The following is a 15,659-nucleotide window of genomic DNA, read 5'->3' as shown; positions in this document are numbered from 1 at the left end:
TCCTTTAACCAGGGTTAACGAGAAAGGTCTGCAGCTCGGCGACGAAATCCTGCGGATTGGCCAGATGCGCGTTGTGGCCGGCCTGCGGCACGATGCGCAACGGCAACCCGGCGTCGCGCGCCAGCCGTTGAAATTTGGGGTCGTTCTCACCGCACAACACCTGCAGCGGCACGCTCAGTTGGCGCAGCTGCGGCGCCAGATAGGGCTGCCGCCCGAGCGACGTGGCTTCGAGCATGTCGGCGATCGCCGGGCCGCTGTTGACCGAGCGCGCGGCGATCAGCGCCTGGCGGTGCACATGGCTAAGCTCTTTGAACACCGGCTGCTGATACCAGTCCGCCAGGACCTCGGCGATCGGCTCACTGCGAAAACGCGCCGCCCACAGCGCATCCTGTTCGCAGCGCCGACGGCGCTGCTCTTCGTCCTCCAGCCCCGGATTACCGCCCTCGACGATCACCCCCTGCAGGCCGGCATGGCGGCCGTGGCAGGCGTGATACATGGCGATGCGCCCGCCGAGCGAGTAGCCCACCAGCCAATAGCGTTCGATATTGCGCAGCTGCAGCGTGGCGGCAATCTGCGCGCTGATGTCGTCGAAGCCGCGGCAGCTCACCGCCACGGAATCACCGTGGCCGGGCAGATCGATGGCCAGCGATGGCCATTCCGGGCAGCGTGCGGCGATCACCCGCCATTCATTGTTGTTGCCGAGCAGGCCATGCAGCCACACCAGCCACGGGCGGCCCGCTTCGCCCTGTTGCAAAATTCGCGTCGCCAGCATCATTGCACCGCCATCTGTTGCACCAGGTATTGCAGGCTTTCGGCCCCCGCGCTCGGCGGCACCTGCAGTTCGATAAGCGTGGCGCCGCCGCGCCGCCAGCCTTGTTCAACCGCCTGTTGCAGCTGGCTCCAGTTCTCCGGCCGCGCGTAACCCAGTTGGAACATCGCCGCCGCGTGGCTGAACTCGACGTTCTGCGGCATGCAGTAAAAGCGCTGACGATCCTCTTCCGGCGTCGGCAGCAGCGAGAAAATTTGGCCGCCGTTATTATTGACGACGATCAGCACCGTCGGCGCCGAGCTCTGGCGCAGCAGCGCCAGCGCATTGAGGTCATACAGAGCGGAAAGATCGCCCACCACCGCCAACGTCGGTCTGTCGGTGGCGCGCTGCACGCCGGCAGCGGTGGAGATCAGGCCGTCGATGCCGCTGGCACCGCGGTTGCTGAATACCGGGTAGGCGACGGGCAAAGGCGTTAGCGCATCGATGAGCCGCACTACCAGGCTGTTGCCGAGAAACAGCTGGCCGTTCTCCGGCAGCAGTTCCGGCAGGCGGTGCGCCAGCTGCGCTTCGCCAAAGTTATCGTGCAGATGCGTGGATGCCGCCGTCAGCGCTTTATCCGCCAGCACGGCCAGCCCGGCGGCCCAAGGCTGGCGCGGCTGCGCCAGGTGCTGCGCCAACCACTGAGCTACGCCGGCGCGCAGGCGCCGCCCACGGTGCTGGGCCGGATCGAGCCGCCCCGGCAGCTCGTCGATGATCCAATACTCTTCAGGCCGGCACTGCGCCTGCCACTGCAGCAGGCGTTTGCCGGTCAGGCTGCCGCCGAACTGCACCACCAGCTGCGCATCTTGCAGTACGCGCTGCGCCTGCGGATGAGCGAGCCACAAATCGGCGCAGGGCAGCGGTTGCCCGGTCTGCGACAGCACGTCGCCGATCAGCGGCCAGCCCAGCGTTGCGGCCCATTCGGCCACCTGCGCGCCCTCTTGCGCGCTCATACGCCCGGCCAGCACCACGCCGCGTTTCTGCCGCCAGAAGAACCAGTCCGGCTGCGGCAATGGCGCCGTACGCGTCTCGCTTTCCTGCAGCCACGGGCGATCGCTCTGCCACCAGTCGCCCAGCGCGGCGGACCAATCGGCATAGTGACGTTCGTCGCCGCCGTACAGCGGCTCGGCGAACGGGCAGTTGATGTGCAAAGCGCCGTGTTGCAGGCGCGCCATCGCGCTGTCGACGCTGGAGGCCAGCCACGCGGCCGGAATATCCGGCGTAGGACGCGGCAGATCGATCGCCAGCGTCGGGTGGCTGCTGTAGAGGCCGTTTTGACGGATCGCCTGATTGGCGCCGCAGTCGATCAACTCCGGCGGCCGATCGGCGGTGAGAAACACCAGCCGCTCACCGGTCAGGCCGGCTTCGATCAGCGCGGGATAAAGGTTGGCCGCCGCGGTGCCGGACGTGACGATCACCGCCACCGGCTCACGCGCCGCCTTCGCCAGCCCAAGCGCCAGATGGCCGAGCCCGCGCTCGTCAAAATGGGTATGACAGATAAACGATCGGTTAGCCGCGGCGGCCAGCGTCAGCGGCGTGGAGCGCGATCCCGGAGCGATACAAACATGCCGCACCCCATGGCGGGCCAGCGCCTCGAGCAGCACAGCCGCCCACCGGCGATTAAAAACACTTGTCGACATAGTTCGCTCACAAGTCAGTTAACAGAGATCGTCTCCGGCGCAGCCGACGGACGCCGCGCCTGTAGTTACGCTCTGTATTATATGAGGTGTTATTTTCACGGCTTTTGCGCCAGCGCAAGAACGCCGTATATCCCTGGGCGTTTACACCAGATAATTATTTGATTTAGAACAAAAAACAAACAATAAAAACACAAATACTTTACACCCGCGACATTCTGAGCTCAATCCGCCCATACAAAAATCAGGGAAATACCCAGTGAGTTTATCCTGACGGATCTTCCCGCCACAGCAAGTCAACCTCCATGACATACCGTTGCTGATCGGGCATAGGTCAGAACGCCCCGCCTCGACAAATGTTTATTAAAATTAAACAATACGATTAAAAAACAGACACATCTCATTCTGAACAGCTATACTGGAAAGGTCTGTTCCTTCCTGCAACAAATCCACGCCATATGTTCCCGGCGCCAGATACAGGATGTTCACGCACTCCCAGCGGGTTTACCGGCTGCCCTTTTGGTCAGAAGTGAGGAGCTTTTGTGTGAAAGAAAAACTTATCAATTGGTTAAGAAGTCAACGCAAAAACAGCAAAATAAAGCCGCTCGCCGCCAGAAGCGCTAAAGGCGAACCGGAACCGCTCGGCGGCACCATCAAGGCCGAGCTGTTTTCCGTCGATCAGATGGAACGCTACGGCCAGCGTCTGGCACGCTCTCACAAACTGGCGACGCGTAAGACCCCCTACTATTTGCTGAAGCGGCTGGATCACAACGAACGGGTGCTGGCTGAGAGCTGCCGCCAGCTCAGCAACGGCAAAAAAAGCAGCATGACGCCCGCCGGGGAGTGGTTGCTCGATAATTACTATTTGATCGAAGAGCAAATCCGCGTGGTGCGACATCACTTGCCTAAGACCTTTGGCCGCGGCTTGCCGCAGCTGACTGCACCGCACAACTGCCCGCGCATTTACGACATCGCCGCCGAAGCCATCACCCACGGCGACGGGCGCTGGGACGCAGAGAGCCTGACACGCTATATCGCCGCCTATCAAAAGGAAACCAATCTGACGCTGGGTGAACTGTGGGCGCTGCCGGGCATGCTGCGTCTGGCGCTGATAGACAACCTGCGCCGCGTCAGCGTCGAGGTAGCGCAGGCTCAGCGTGAACGCAACCTGGCCGATGACTGGGTCAATAAAATGCTCGAATCGGCGGAAAACGATCCGGCCAATTTGATCATCGTTATCGCCGACATGGCGCGATCCAATCCGCCGCGCACCAGCGCCTTCGTCGCCGAGCTGGTGCGCCGTCTGCAGGGCCACGGCACCATGCTGGCGCTGCCGCTCACCTGGGTGGAACAGCGTCTGGCGGAGGTCAGCATGACCTCCGATGAACTGATCCACCGCTTCAACCAACAGTTGGCGGTCAGCCAACTGTCGGTCAGCAACAGCATCGCCGGCCTGCGCCAGCTGAGCGAAATGGATTGGGCGGAATTTGTGGAAACCATGAGCCTGGTAGATCAAACGCTGCGTCAGGATCCGGCTGGGGTGTATCCGATGATGCACTTCGACACCCGCGATCACTATCGCCACGTGATCGAAATGCTGGCCCGCCACAGCCCGCACGACGAGGTACAGGTTGCGCGACACGTGCTCAACATGGCGCGAGTGGCGGCGGAAGATCCCGTCGGCGATGCGCGCAACCATCACATCGGCTACTACCTGATCGACGACGGCAGACCGGCGCTGGAACAGCAGTTGGCGGTACGCCTCGGCCGCATTACCCGGGTGCGCCACGCGCTGAACCAGGCACCGCTGCTGTCCTGGCTCGGCAGCCTCAGCCTGCTCACCACCGCCAGCTGTGCGGAACTGTTGCGCCACGCGGCGGGCAGCGGCATCAGCTGGTGGGGATTGGCGCTGCTGTTTTTCCCGTTGGCGATCGTCGTCAGCCAATTCGTGCTTAACCTTCTCAGCGAGGTTACGACCCGCAGCCGGGAACCCCGACCTTTGCCGAGGCTCGATTTCTCCTGCGGCATTCCGGCCGAGTTCCGCACATTGGTGGTGATCCCCACCCTGCTCGACGAGAAAACCGGCATCGACCGGCTGCTCAACGCGCTGGAGGTCTGTTATCTGGGTAATGCGATGAAACACCTGCATTTCGCGCTGCTCACCGACTTTAACGACGCCCCGCATCAGCGGCAGGCTGACGACGCCGCGTTGCTGGCTTACGTCAGTGAAAAAATCGGCGCGCTGAATGCACGCTATCCCTGTGAAGGGCCGGGCCACTTTTTCCTGTTCCACCGCGATCGGCAGTGGAATGACAAACAGGGCGTGTGGATGGGGCTGGAGCGCAAACGCGGCAAGCTGAATGCGCTTAACGACTGGCTACGCAACCGCGACAACGCCTTCTCCAGCCTGGTTGGCGCCGGCCTTGAGGCTCTGAAAAACGTCAAATACGTCATCACCCTCGACAGCGATACCGTATTGCCGCGCGACACCGCTCACCAGCTGATCGCCGCCATGGCGCATCCGCTCAACCAGCCGCAGTATGACGAAAACAGACAGCGCGTGGTGGAAGGCTACGCCATTTTGCAGCCGCGCATGGCCGAAGAGATCCCGCGTTTTGGTCAGGGACGTTACGCCGCCTTATGCAGCAGCACGCCGGGCAACGATCCCTATACGCGCATGGCGTCGGACATTTATCAGGATCTGTTTGGCGAAGGCTCATTCATCGGCAAAGGCATTTACGACGTGGACGTGTTTGCGCGCAGCCTGCAAGGCACCTGCCCGGAGAATTTAGTGCTGAGCCACGATCTGCTGGAAGGTTGCTATGCCCGCTCGGGGCTGTTGAGCGATGTGCTGTTGTATGAGCAATATCCCAGCAACTATCTGGTCGACGTGGCGCGCCGTTCGCGCTGGATCCGCGGCGACTGGCAGTTGCTTAACTGGCTGCTGCCGCGGGTGAAAAAAGCGGACGGCTCACGCTGCGCCAACCCGCTGAGCGCGCTGTCGCAGTGGAAGCTGTTCGACAACCTGCGCCGCAGCCTGGTGGCCCCCAGCCTGTTGCTGCTTTTATTCTGCTGCCTGACAGGGTTGCCCAACACCGGTTACTGGCTGGCGGTGGTCTTTATCCTTCTGCTGCTGCCTTCCGCGCTGGCGCTGCTGCAGGACATCGCGCGCAAACCGCCACGCCGCCCGTTTCTCCAGCATGTGCGGCTGGCGCTGAAGGGCACGCTGCACCGGTTGGCACAAATCGGCCTGCGCCTCGCGGCACTCCCGCACGAAGCGCTGTACAGCCTGAAAGCGATCGCCGTTACCCTATGGCGCCTGCTGTTCAGCCAACGCAATCTGCAAGAGTGGACCAGCTACGCCCAGAGCAAAACGCGCCTGCGGGTGACGCCGACCAATTTCTATCGCGCCATGTGGGTCAATCCGCTGGCCGGGGCGGGGTTGCTTCTGCTCACCGCGTGGCATAACCCGATGGCGCTCGTCGTCGCCTTGCCGCTTTCCGCGCTGTGGGTATTCGCGCCGTTCTTGCTCTACTACCTGAGCCGCGAGCCGCAGCGCAGCAAAACGGCGATCGATGAGGAGCAACGGCGCTTCCTGCGCCATACCAGCCGCCAGACCTGGGACTTTTTCAACACCTTCGTCAATGCTCAGGAGAACTGGCTGCCGCCGGACAACTATCAGGAAATACCGGAACCGGTGATAGCGCACCGCACCTCGCCGACCAATATCGGTTTGTCGCTATTGGCCAACCTCACCGCCTGCGATTTCGGCTACCTGACGCTGTGCGAGGCGCTGCGCCGCATTGAACTGACGCTCGATACGCTGGATCGCATGGAGCACTATCGCGGCCATCTGTACAACTGGTACGACACGCGCACCTTAGAGCCGTTAAACCCGCGCTATATTTCCAGCGTCGACAGCGGCAACCTGGCCGGGCATCTGCTGACGCTCTGCGCCGGGCTGCCGGCGCTGGCCCAACAGCCGGTCATCGATCCGCAGCGGATAGTGGCCGGTCTGGGAGACAGCCTGGAACTGCTGGAACAGCAGTGGGGAAACGCAGCGCCGAAAAACCTGGCCAAACTGCGCCAACATTGGCAACAGGCGCAAAACAGCCCGTACGCCGCGCTGCTGCTTGAATTGGACGCCATGCGCAACTACAGCAACGGGTTGCAGGAGCCGGCGTTAAACCACGGCGAAGAAACTAAACGCTGGGCCGGCGCGCTCCATCAGCAGCTTAATGAACTCTGTGCGGAATGGGCGCAATGGTATGGCTGGCTGAGCGATGCGCCGCCGGATCTGGCGCAGCCGCCCAGCCTGCGCTGGTTGGCCGACGCCCCGGCGAACCTGGGGCTTTCGGCCGAGCAACAAAGTCGGCTCGATGCCGCCGCCGCGCTGGCGCAACAGCGCCTGGCGCAACTCGGCAGCCTGCGGCAGCGGCTGGAAAAAATGGCGCAGATGGACTTCCACTTCCTGTATGACGAATCGACCCACCTGCTGAGCGTCGGCTTCAACTGCGACCATAACCGCATGGACAGCAGCAAATACGATCTGCTGGCGTCGGAAATCCGTCTGACCAACTACGTGGCCATCGCGACCAATCAGGTGCCGCAGCGCAGCTGGTTCGCCCTTGGCCGGCTGTTCACCGTCATCGACAAGGAGCCTGCGCTGATGTCGTGGAGCGGGTCGATGTTCGAATACCTGATGCCGCAGTTGGTCATGCCCGCCTATCCCGATTCGCTGCTGGTGCAGATGTGCCGCGCGGCGGTGGCGCGCCAAATCGCCTGGGGTAAGGAGCGCGGCGTCCCCTGGGGCGTTTCCGAATCCGGCTATTTCGGCTTCGACGCGCAGCAAAATTATCAATATCACGCCTTTGGGGTGCCCGGTTTGGGGCTGCGGCGCGGCCTGGCCGACGATATGGTGATCGCCCCTTACGCGACGCTGATGGCACTGATCGTTGAGCCCGTCGCCGCTTGCAATAACCTGCTGACGCTGGAACACAACGGCGCCAAAGGGCGATACGGTTTTTACGAAGCGCTCGATTACACCACCGCACGCCTGAGCCGCGGGCAACTGTACACGATCGTCCGCTCCTACATGGCACACCACCAGGGCATGGGGTTCCTGGCGCTGTCGCACCTGCTGCTGGATGCGCCGATGGTGGCGCGTTTCGCCCGCTATCCCGCCTTCCAGTCAGCGCGCCTGCTGCTGCAGGAACGCGTGCCGGACGCAGTCGAGCTCTATAGCCCGCGTCGTCATTTCGAAACCCACGAAGGCACCATCCAGCCGGCCAGCTTCAGCGCGCGTGAATTCACCCGCGTCGATACGCCGATACCCGAAGTGCAACTGTTGTCCAACGCCAACTATCATCTGATGCTGTCGCAGGCCGGCGGCAGTTACAGCCGGTGGCAAAACCTGGCGCTGACCCGTTGGCGCGAGGACGCCACCCGTGATAACTGGGGCGCTTTCTGCTACCTGCGCGATCCGCAAACCGGCGAAGTGTGGAGCAATACCTGGCAACCGATCGGCGGCGGCGGCGCCAAAGACTATCGCGCGGTGTTCAACGACGCCGGCGCCGAATTCCAGCGCCATCTGGGCACACTTTCGGTCAAAACGCAGGTGGTGGTTTCGCCGGAAGATGATATCGAACTGCGCCGCCTGACGCTCATCAACCGCGGTAAACAGCCGCGCATCCTTGAGATCACCAGCTATGCCGAAGTGGTGCTGGCACCGGCCGGGAACGATCTGGCGCACCCGGCCTTTAGCAATCTGTTCGTGCAAACCGAGCTACTGCCAGACCAGGAAGCGATCCTGTGTCATCGCAGACCGCGCGAGCCCAAAGAGACGTGCCCGTGGCTGCTGCACATGATGACGGTACAGGGAAACAGCGCGCAAACCTCGTTCGAAACCGATCGCGGCATATTTATCGGCCGCGGCCGCACGCCGGCCAATCCGCAGGCGTTGTACCACAATGCGCCGCTGACCAACAGCGCCGGGCCGGTTATCGATCCGATCATCGCCATCCGCCAGCGCGTGGTGCTGGAACCCAACGTTCCGCTGACGCTGGATGTGTTTTACGGCGTTTGCGAGGATCGCGCCTCCTGTCTGGCGATGCTGGAAAAGTATCGCGATCGCCACTTGGCGGATCGCGTCTTCGAACTGGCCTGGTCACACAGCCAGGTGGTGTTGCGCCAACTGAACGCCAATGAGGAAGACGCCAATCTGTTCAACCGTCTGGCCGGCGCCGTGGTGTTCCCGGCGCAGGAAATGCGCGCCGGCGGCGGTGAAATCATCAGCAACCGCCGCGGCCAGTCCGGGTTATGGGGGCATTCGATCTCAGGCGATCTGCCGATCGTGCTGCTGACGGTCAGCGACGCGGAGAATATCGCGTTGGTGCAGCAGCTGATCCAGGCACACAACTATTGGCGCCTTAAGGGGCTGCAGGTGGATCTGGTGATCCTCAACGAAGACGTCGGCGGCTACCGCCAGGATCTGCAAAATCAGATCATGGGCTTGATCGCCGCCGGCATGGAATCCACCCTGACCGACAAGCCGGGGGGCATTTTCGTGCGGACCAGCGAACATATGTCGCCGGAAGACCATCGTCTGCTGCTCAGCGTGGCGCGCATCTATCTCGACGACCGACGCGGCGGTTTGGCGGAGCAGCTCAACCAACGCCTGCAGCTGCCGCAAACCCTGCAACAGCCGCTGTCTCCGGTCACCGCGTCGTCGAAGCTGGCGACGGTAGACAACCTGCCGCGCAACCTGCATTCGCCGCAGTTGCCCGCCATCGAAGACCTGCAATTCTTTAACGGGCTGGGCGGATTCTCCAGCGACGGACGCGAATATGTCATTGCGATGAACGAGAACAAGATCACTCCGGCACCCTGGTCAAACGTTATCGCCAACCCGCTGTTTGGCACGGTTATCTCAGAAAGCGGTCAGGCCTATAGCTGGTACGAAAACGCTCACGAGTACCGGCTGACGCCGTGGGATAACGATCCCATCAGCGATCGCGGTGGCGAAGCGTTTTATCTGCGCGACGAGGAAAGCGGCCACGTCTGGTCCCCCACGCCGCTGCCAGCCCGCGGTCGCGGCCACTATTTGACGCGCCACGGCTTTGGCTACAGCGTGTTCGAGCACCGCGAAGGCGGCATCGACAGCCAGCTGACGATGCTGGTGGCGCAGGACGCGCCGGTGAAGCTGTTTTTGCTGACGCTGACCAACGGTTCAGGCCGCACGCGCAAACTCTCCGCCACCGGCTACATGGAATTCATCCTCGGCGATTTGCGCAGTAAAACCGCCATGCACGTCGTGACACAGGCCGCGACGACGACGGGCGGCTGCGGCATTCTGGCCACCAACCATTACGGCGGCAACGGTTCCGAGCGCACCGCCTTTTTCGGCGTTACCGGCGCCCACTGTTCCATCAGCGGCGATCGGCGTGAATTCCTCGGCCGCAACGGCACGCTGGCCAATCCGGCGGTGCTGAAACTGCGCCGGCTTTCCGGCAGGGTCGGCGCCGGGCTGGATCCGTGCGGCGCGGTACAGTCGGCGCTCAGCCTGATCGACGGCGATCAGCGCAGCCTGGTGTTCGTCCTGGGACTGGGACAAAACGCCGACGAGGCCGACATGCTGCTGCAGCGCTACCTGGATGAAGATCGCCTGCAAGACGAACGGCAACAGGTCGCCGCCTATTGGGACGGCATCCTGAATAAGGTGCAGATCGGCACGCCGCATCCGGCGGTCGATCTGCTGGCTAACGGCTGGCTGCTGTACCAAACTCTCTCCTGCCGCATTCAGGCACGCAGCGGCTACTACCAATCCGGCGGCGCCTTTGGCTTCCGCGATCAGCTGCAGGACACGCTGGCACTGACCCACGCCGCGCCGCAACGGCTGCGCGAACAGATCCTGCTGTGCGCCTCACGCCAGTTTATCGAGGGCGATGTGCAGCACTGGTGGCATCCGCCGCAGGGCAACGGCGTGCGCACCCGCTGTTCCGACGACTATCTGTGGCTGCCGCTGGCGATGTGTCATTATTTGGACGCCACCGGCGACGAGAGCATTTTGACCGAACAGGTGGGCTATCTGGAGGCGCGCCAGCTGGCGCCCGGCGAAGAGTCCGCCTATGAACAGCCGGCGCAGAGCGCAGTGCGGGAAAGCCTGTACCAGCACGGCGCGCGCGCGCTGAAACACGGCCTGACCTTCGGCGAGCACGGGTTGCCGCTGATGGGGGCCGGCGACTGGAACGACGGCATGAACAGGGTCGGGCTGGAAGGCCGCGGCGAAAGCGTCTGGCTCGGCTTCTTCCTGTTTTCCATCCTGCAGCGCTACGGCGATCTGGCGGAACGCCACCACGATGACGACCTGGCCGCACAGTGCCGCCGCCAGGCCGCCGCCCTGAAGGACAACCTGCACAACCATGCCTGGGATGGCGAATGGTACCGCCGCGGCTATTTCGACAACGGCGAACCGCTCGGCTCACACCTGGCCGCGGAGTGCCGCATCGACGCCATTGCGCAAAGCTGGTCGGTGCTGTCCGGCGCCGGCGATCCGCAGCGCAGTCGGCAGGCGATGCAGTCATTGGATACACATCTGGTCGACCCGCAGGCCAGGCTGATCAGACTGTTGACGCCGCCGTTCGACGGCAACGGTCCCGATCCCGGCTATATCCGCGGCTATCTGCCCGGCGTGCGGGAAAACGGCGGCCAATACACCCACGGCGCGGTATGGGCGGTGATGGCCTTCGCCGAAATGGGTGACATCGAACGCGCCTGGCAGCTGATGGCGCTGATCAACCCCATCAACCACAGCCTGGACAGCGCCGCCGCCGAACGTTACAAAGTCGAACCTTACGTGGCGACCGCTGATGTCTACGCAGTTGAGCCGCATATCGGCCGGGGTGGCTGGAGTTGGTATACCGGCTCGGCAGGCTGGATGTATCGCTTGATTCTCGAGTCGTTGCTGGGCCTGAAACGCCGCGGCGATCGGCTGACGATCGATACGCGTCTGCCGGCCGACTGGCCGCAATTCACGATCAACTACCGCGAAGGCGCCAGCGAATATCAGCTGGTCGTGCGCCAGGGAGAAGGCGAAACGCAGATCATCGTTGACGGCATCCCTCAGTCGGAGCCGACGATCGCGCTGCGGGACGACGGCAGGATCCATCAGGTGGAAGTGATTTTGGGGAAAGAAGATACGTAGCTGTCGGGCGGCGGCGCAGGCCGCCGCCCGACGTCGTTATTTTCTGGCCAGCAGCAGCCCCAGCACCAGCCCGACGGTGGCGCCGATGCCTACGCTGTGCCAGGGTTTATCCCGCACGTAGTCGTCGGTGCGGTGTACCGCTTCTTTGGCGCGCGCATAGTAGGATTCGCCGGTGTTCGCCCAGCGCGCCTTAACCTCACTCAGCGCCTGCTCGGCGTGCGACTTGATGTCGATGTAGGCCTGATCCGCGCGATCGCCGGTGTATTGCAGCACTTCCTCCAGCGTCTCGGTCAGCATTCTCAGATCGTCATCCAGCGTAGTTTGCTCAGCATCCGTATGTCTTGCCATAGTGAGATCTCCGTGGTTGAAAAATTAAGCGTTCCTACACTATAGACAAGGATCGCCGCCTGCGGCCATCGGACTTTTACCCTAAAACACCAATTGCACCTTGGCGGCCTGGCGCTTATCGCCGGCAAACTCCAGCGCCTGCGCCAGTTGCCCGCTGGCGAACTCCGCCGACAGCAACGGCAGCGGATCGACCACGTCGTCGGCCAGCCACGCCACCGCCAGCGCAAACTCCGCCACGAAGCGGAAGGATCCGAGCAGGTTCAACTCCTTGGCGATCAACAACATCAGCGGAAAATCGGGGAAGCTGGCGCCCATGCCCACCTGCACCACGGTGCCTTTGGCGCGGGTGATCTCCAGGCAGCGCTGCAGCGACTGCGGATGCCCCGCCACTTCGAAGGCGACGTCGAAATACCCTTTGTCCTGCTGATAACCGCTAACATCGTCGTCCGCAGCATGCAGGCACCGATCGGCCCCCATTTGCCTGGCGATCGCCAGGCAGCGCGGGCTGAGATCGGCACAGACAATTTCGGCGGCGCCCAGCGCTTTCAGCGCCGCCACCAGCAGGCAGCCGATCGGGCCGACGCCGGACACGAAGATCTTTTTCCCCGTCACGTCGCCGGGCTGCTTCGCCGCGTGGATCGCCACCGCCAGCGGTTCAGCGAACACCATCACCCTGTCGTCGCGATCGGTGCCGTAAGGAATGCACTGCGCGCTGTCCACCACTTTGTATTGGGTAAAAGCACCGTCGACGTGCGGAAAATACATCGCGCTGCCGAAAAAACGCATCTCGACGCATTGATTGCTTTGCTGCGCCAGACAGTATTTGCACTGCCCACAGGGTTTGCTGGGATTGAGCGCCACCTTCTGCCCGACCGGCAGCTGCGGCGAATCGCTGGCGACCACTTCGCCGATCACCTCATGGCCCAGCACCATCGGCTGGCGCACCTGAAAATTGCCGACCCTGCCTTCCTGAAAGTAATGCAGATCCGAGCCGCAGATGCCGCCGCGGCTGATTTTCACCAGCGTTCCCTGCCCCCGGTAATCCACTTCTTGCGCAATCACCGCCACGTCGCGTTTGCCATTGACCACGCAGGACTGGGTTTGAATTTTCATCTCAACACTCCACGAAAAAAGGTTACACCGCCGCCGACATGCCGCCATCGACAAACAGCAGTTGCCCGTTGACGAAGGCGGAGGCGTCGGCGGCCAGGAACACCGCCGCGCCGATCAACTCCTGCGGATCGCCCCAGCGTGCGGCGGGCGTGCGTTGGGTCAGCCAGGCGGTGAAGGCCGGATCGTCGGCCAGCGCCTGCGTCATCTCGGTTTTGAAGTAGCCGGGGGCGATGCCGTTGACCTGAATGTTGTAGCGCGCCAGCTCCACGCACATGCCTCGCGTCAGCATTTTCACCGCGCCCTTGGAGGCCGCATAAGGGGTGATGGTGTCCCGCCCCAGCTCGCTTTGCATCGAGCCGATGTTGACTATCTTGCCGCGCCGGCGCGGCACCATATAACGCGCCACGGTTTGCGACACGATGAAAACCGCCTTCTGGTTGACGGCGATGATGTCGTCCCAGTCTTGCTCCGGAAACTCGGTGAACGGGTGGCGGCGCTGGATGCCGGCGTTGTTGATCAAGACGTCTATCGCGCCGATATCCGCTTCGATACGATCGATGGCAGCATGCACCGCCTGGGAATCGGTAACGTCGAACGCCGCCGCATCGGCGCGCAAGCCCTCTTCGCGCAGGCGATCGGCGGCGTGTCGGGCATGTTCGTCGGTGGTGGCGTTGACCAGAATATGCGCGCCTTGCTGCGCCAGGCCGCGCGCCAGCAGAAAACCGATGCCGCGCGAGGCGCCGGTGATCAAGACAATTTTGTTATCCAGTGAAAACAGGTTGTTCATGGTGATTCCCGGCCATCAGGCCTCCAATCGGACAGGCCTCTATCTCAGCCGATTGTTACCGGTAAAAACGTGATGGAAATCACTGAACATCATGTTACGAAACCCTGTTACCCTTAACGTGATCTCACGCAGGCAGCAAGCGGGCAAAAGCAGTTATCCAATTGAAAAATAGCTATTTTCAATAGGAGCGCATTCATTGTTATCGCCAAATCGATTTGTTAACATACCGCTATCCACCCTTGCCGCGCCGCCCGTGAAGGCCACCGAATGAAACACCCTCGCGTTACGCTACAGGACATCGCACAATTGGCCGGCGTGACCAAAATGACCGTCAGCCGCTTCCTGCGCACGCCGGAAAAAGTGGCGACCAACACCGCCGAACGCATTGCGCAGGTCATGCGGGAGCTGAACATCACTGACGCCGATACCGCACAGGCCGGCAGAAAACCGCGCATCGGCGTACTGATCCCCTCCTTCAACAACCAGATCTTCGCCGATCTGCTGGCCGGCATCGAATCCGTTACCCAAGCGCGGGGTTACCAAACGCTGGTGGTGAACTACGATTACAGCCCGCAGCGGGAAGAAGAGCAGATCGCACAGCTGTTGAGCTACCCGATCGCCGGGCTGATCCTCACCGACTCTGCGCATACCTTGCGCGCAGAGACCTACCTCGGCGCCGCCAAAATCCCCCTCGCGCAGGTGATGGATCTCGACGCGCCGCCGGGGCGGATTGCGGTGGGGTTTGATAATGAACAGGCGGGGTATGACATGACCGAAGCGCTGCTCGCCAGCGGCAAACGGCATATCGTTTACTTTGGCGCCATGTCGGACGCCCGCGACAATAAACGCTATCGGGGGTACTGCCGCGCCATGGCGGCTCAGGGGCAAACACCGCGCCAGATCACGCCGCATCAGGTCTCTTCGGTTTCGATCGGCGCCGACATGCTGGCGATGGCGCGCGAACGCTACCCGCAGTTGGACGGTATCCTGTGCACCAACGACGATCTGGCGGTGGGCGTGTTGCAGGCCTGCCTGCGTCTCGGCGTGCGCGTGCCGCAGGAGATTGCGCTATCGGGTTTTCACGGCCTGGATATTGGCCAGGCGACCACGCCGGGCATCGCCAGCGTGATCACGCCGCGCTTTGACATGGGGAAAACCGCCGCTGAAATGCTGCTGCTGCGGATCGCGGGCGAACCCTGCGCCGAGCGCCACGATCTGCACTACCGCCTCTCACTCGGCGGCACCGTTTGAGCCGGCATTCGGGCTGACCGGCTGTGCGGCACGGGCTTTTTCGCTGCGCGCCGCCCACCACAGACCGCTGTTTTTCATCGCATAGCCAAACAGCAAGCCCACCAACAGAGAAAGCGTCACCAGCGGCCAATCTCCGCCGCCGGCGAAGGTCGCACAGGCGCCGATAAAGGTGCCGGGCACAAACCCCAGCCACTGCTGTTTGGCCTGAATGCACATCAGAAACGCAACGACGCCGGTCAGCAGATACCCCAGCAGCTCCCACTGCGGCGCCAGTTCGCTGCCGTGGATGATCGCCATTGCCCAGAAGACGCCGCTGCAGCAGGTCAACGCGCCGATCAACAGCCCTTTCAGCCCGCCCTGCGGGCAGGCGAAATACGCCGTGCAGCCGAGAAAACCGGCCCAACCGATCAGCCCCAGGCTGACGGCAACCCAGCCCCACACGCCGGAGAGGATCCCGGTAGTAACGGCAATGGCGAAAAGAACGTTCATAAAGTGACCCGCGGCAAAAAGAAA

General features: G+C 62.5%; 8 protein-coding genes. 2 read left to right on the top strand and 6 right to left on the bottom strand.

The window, feature by feature from the left end:
- Positions 1–4: 4 nt before the first annotated feature.
- On the bottom strand, positions 5–775 hold the full coding sequence (gene menH, locus ACJ8HN_RS01080) for a 2-succinyl-6-hydroxy-2,4-cyclohexadiene-1-carboxylate synthase (protein ID WP_038876383.1): 771 nt from the start codon (positions 773–775) through the stop codon (positions 5–7).
- Entirely contained in the window at positions 772–2,448 is a 1,677-nt protein-coding gene (gene menD, locus ACJ8HN_RS01075) for a 2-succinyl-5-enolpyruvyl-6-hydroxy-3-cyclohexene-1-carboxylic-acid synthase (protein ID WP_049195948.1), read from the bottom strand. The genes menH and menD overlap by 4 nt, the downstream gene beginning before the upstream one ends.
- A 541-nt stretch (positions 2,449–2,989) precedes the next feature.
- Here menD and ACJ8HN_RS01070 point away from each other — a divergent pair.
- The gene (locus ACJ8HN_RS01070) at positions 2,990–11,647 is read left to right on the top strand and encodes a GH36-type glycosyl hydrolase domain-containing protein (protein WP_442522942.1); all 8,658 of its coding nucleotides are present in this window, start codon (positions 2,990–2,992) and stop codon (positions 11,645–11,647) included.
- A gap of 36 nt (positions 11,648–11,683) precedes the next feature.
- Here ACJ8HN_RS01070 and elaB read toward each other — a convergent pair whose 3' ends face one another.
- From elaB to idnO, 3 genes are all read right to left on the bottom strand, one after another.
- Positions 11,684–11,995, bottom strand: a complete 312-nt coding sequence (gene elaB, locus ACJ8HN_RS01065) for a stress response protein ElaB (RefSeq protein ID WP_025303653.1) — start codon at positions 11,993–11,995, stop codon at positions 11,684–11,686.
- An 81-nt stretch (positions 11,996–12,076) separates the two neighbouring features.
- On the bottom strand, positions 12,077–13,108 hold the full coding sequence (gene idnD, locus ACJ8HN_RS01060) for an L-idonate 5-dehydrogenase (RefSeq protein WP_060388061.1): 1,032 nt from the start codon (positions 13,106–13,108) through the stop codon (positions 12,077–12,079).
- A 22-nt stretch (positions 13,109–13,130) separates the two neighbouring features.
- Positions 13,131–13,895 carry a gluconate 5-dehydrogenase gene (idnO, locus tag ACJ8HN_RS01055; protein WP_033648038.1) on the bottom strand — a complete coding sequence of 255 codons (765 nt, stop codon included), beginning with the start codon at positions 13,893–13,895 and terminating at the stop codon, positions 13,131–13,133.
- 267 nt (positions 13,896–14,162) lie between these two features.
- On the opposite strand from idnO, the gene ACJ8HN_RS01050 reads away from it, so the two are divergent.
- A complete protein-coding gene (locus tag ACJ8HN_RS01050; RefSeq protein WP_442522941.1) occupies positions 14,163–15,146 on the top strand; it encodes a LacI family DNA-binding transcriptional regulator in 984 nt (327 codons plus the stop codon).
- Here ACJ8HN_RS01050 and ACJ8HN_RS01045 read toward each other — a convergent pair.
- On the bottom strand, positions 15,126–15,635 hold the full coding sequence (locus tag ACJ8HN_RS01045) for a DUF1097 domain-containing protein (protein WP_033648040.1): 510 nt from the start codon (positions 15,633–15,635) through the stop codon (positions 15,126–15,128). The two genes, ACJ8HN_RS01050 and ACJ8HN_RS01045, sit on opposite strands and share 21 nt — an antisense overlap.
- Positions 15,636–15,659: the final 24 nt, after the last annotated feature.

The sequence above is a fragment of the Serratia sp. CY29653 genome (assembly GCF_052169255.1).
Taxonomy (GTDB): Bacteria; Pseudomonadota; Gammaproteobacteria; order Enterobacterales; family Enterobacteriaceae; genus Serratia; species Serratia sarumanii.
This window is presented reverse-complemented; position numbering and strand designations above follow the sequence as displayed.

Excerpts from the sequence above, each read along its gene's own strand:
- menH (WP_038876383.1), bottom strand. The coding sequence starts at position 775 with ATGATGCTGGCGACGCGAATTTTGCAACAGGGCGAAGCGGGCCGCCCG.
- menD (WP_049195948.1), bottom strand. The coding sequence starts at position 2,448 with ATGTCGACAAGTGTTTTTAATCGCCGGTGGGCGGCTGTGCTGCTCGAG.
- elaB (WP_025303653.1), bottom strand. The coding sequence starts at position 11,995 with ATGGCAAGACATACGGATGCTGAGCAAACTACGCTGGATGACGATCTG.
- idnD (WP_060388061.1), bottom strand. The coding sequence starts at position 13,108 with ATGAAAATTCAAACCCAGTCCTGCGTGGTCAATGGCAAACGCGACGTG.
- idnO (WP_033648038.1), bottom strand. The coding sequence starts at position 13,895 with ATGAACAACCTGTTTTCACTGGATAACAAAATTGTCTTGATCACCGGC.
- ACJ8HN_RS01050 (WP_442522941.1), top strand. The coding sequence starts at position 14,163 with ATGAAACACCCTCGCGTTACGCTACAGGACATCGCACAATTGGCCGGC.
- ACJ8HN_RS01045 (WP_033648040.1), bottom strand. The coding sequence starts at position 15,635 with ATGAACGTTCTTTTCGCCATTGCCGTTACTACCGGGATCCTCTCCGGC.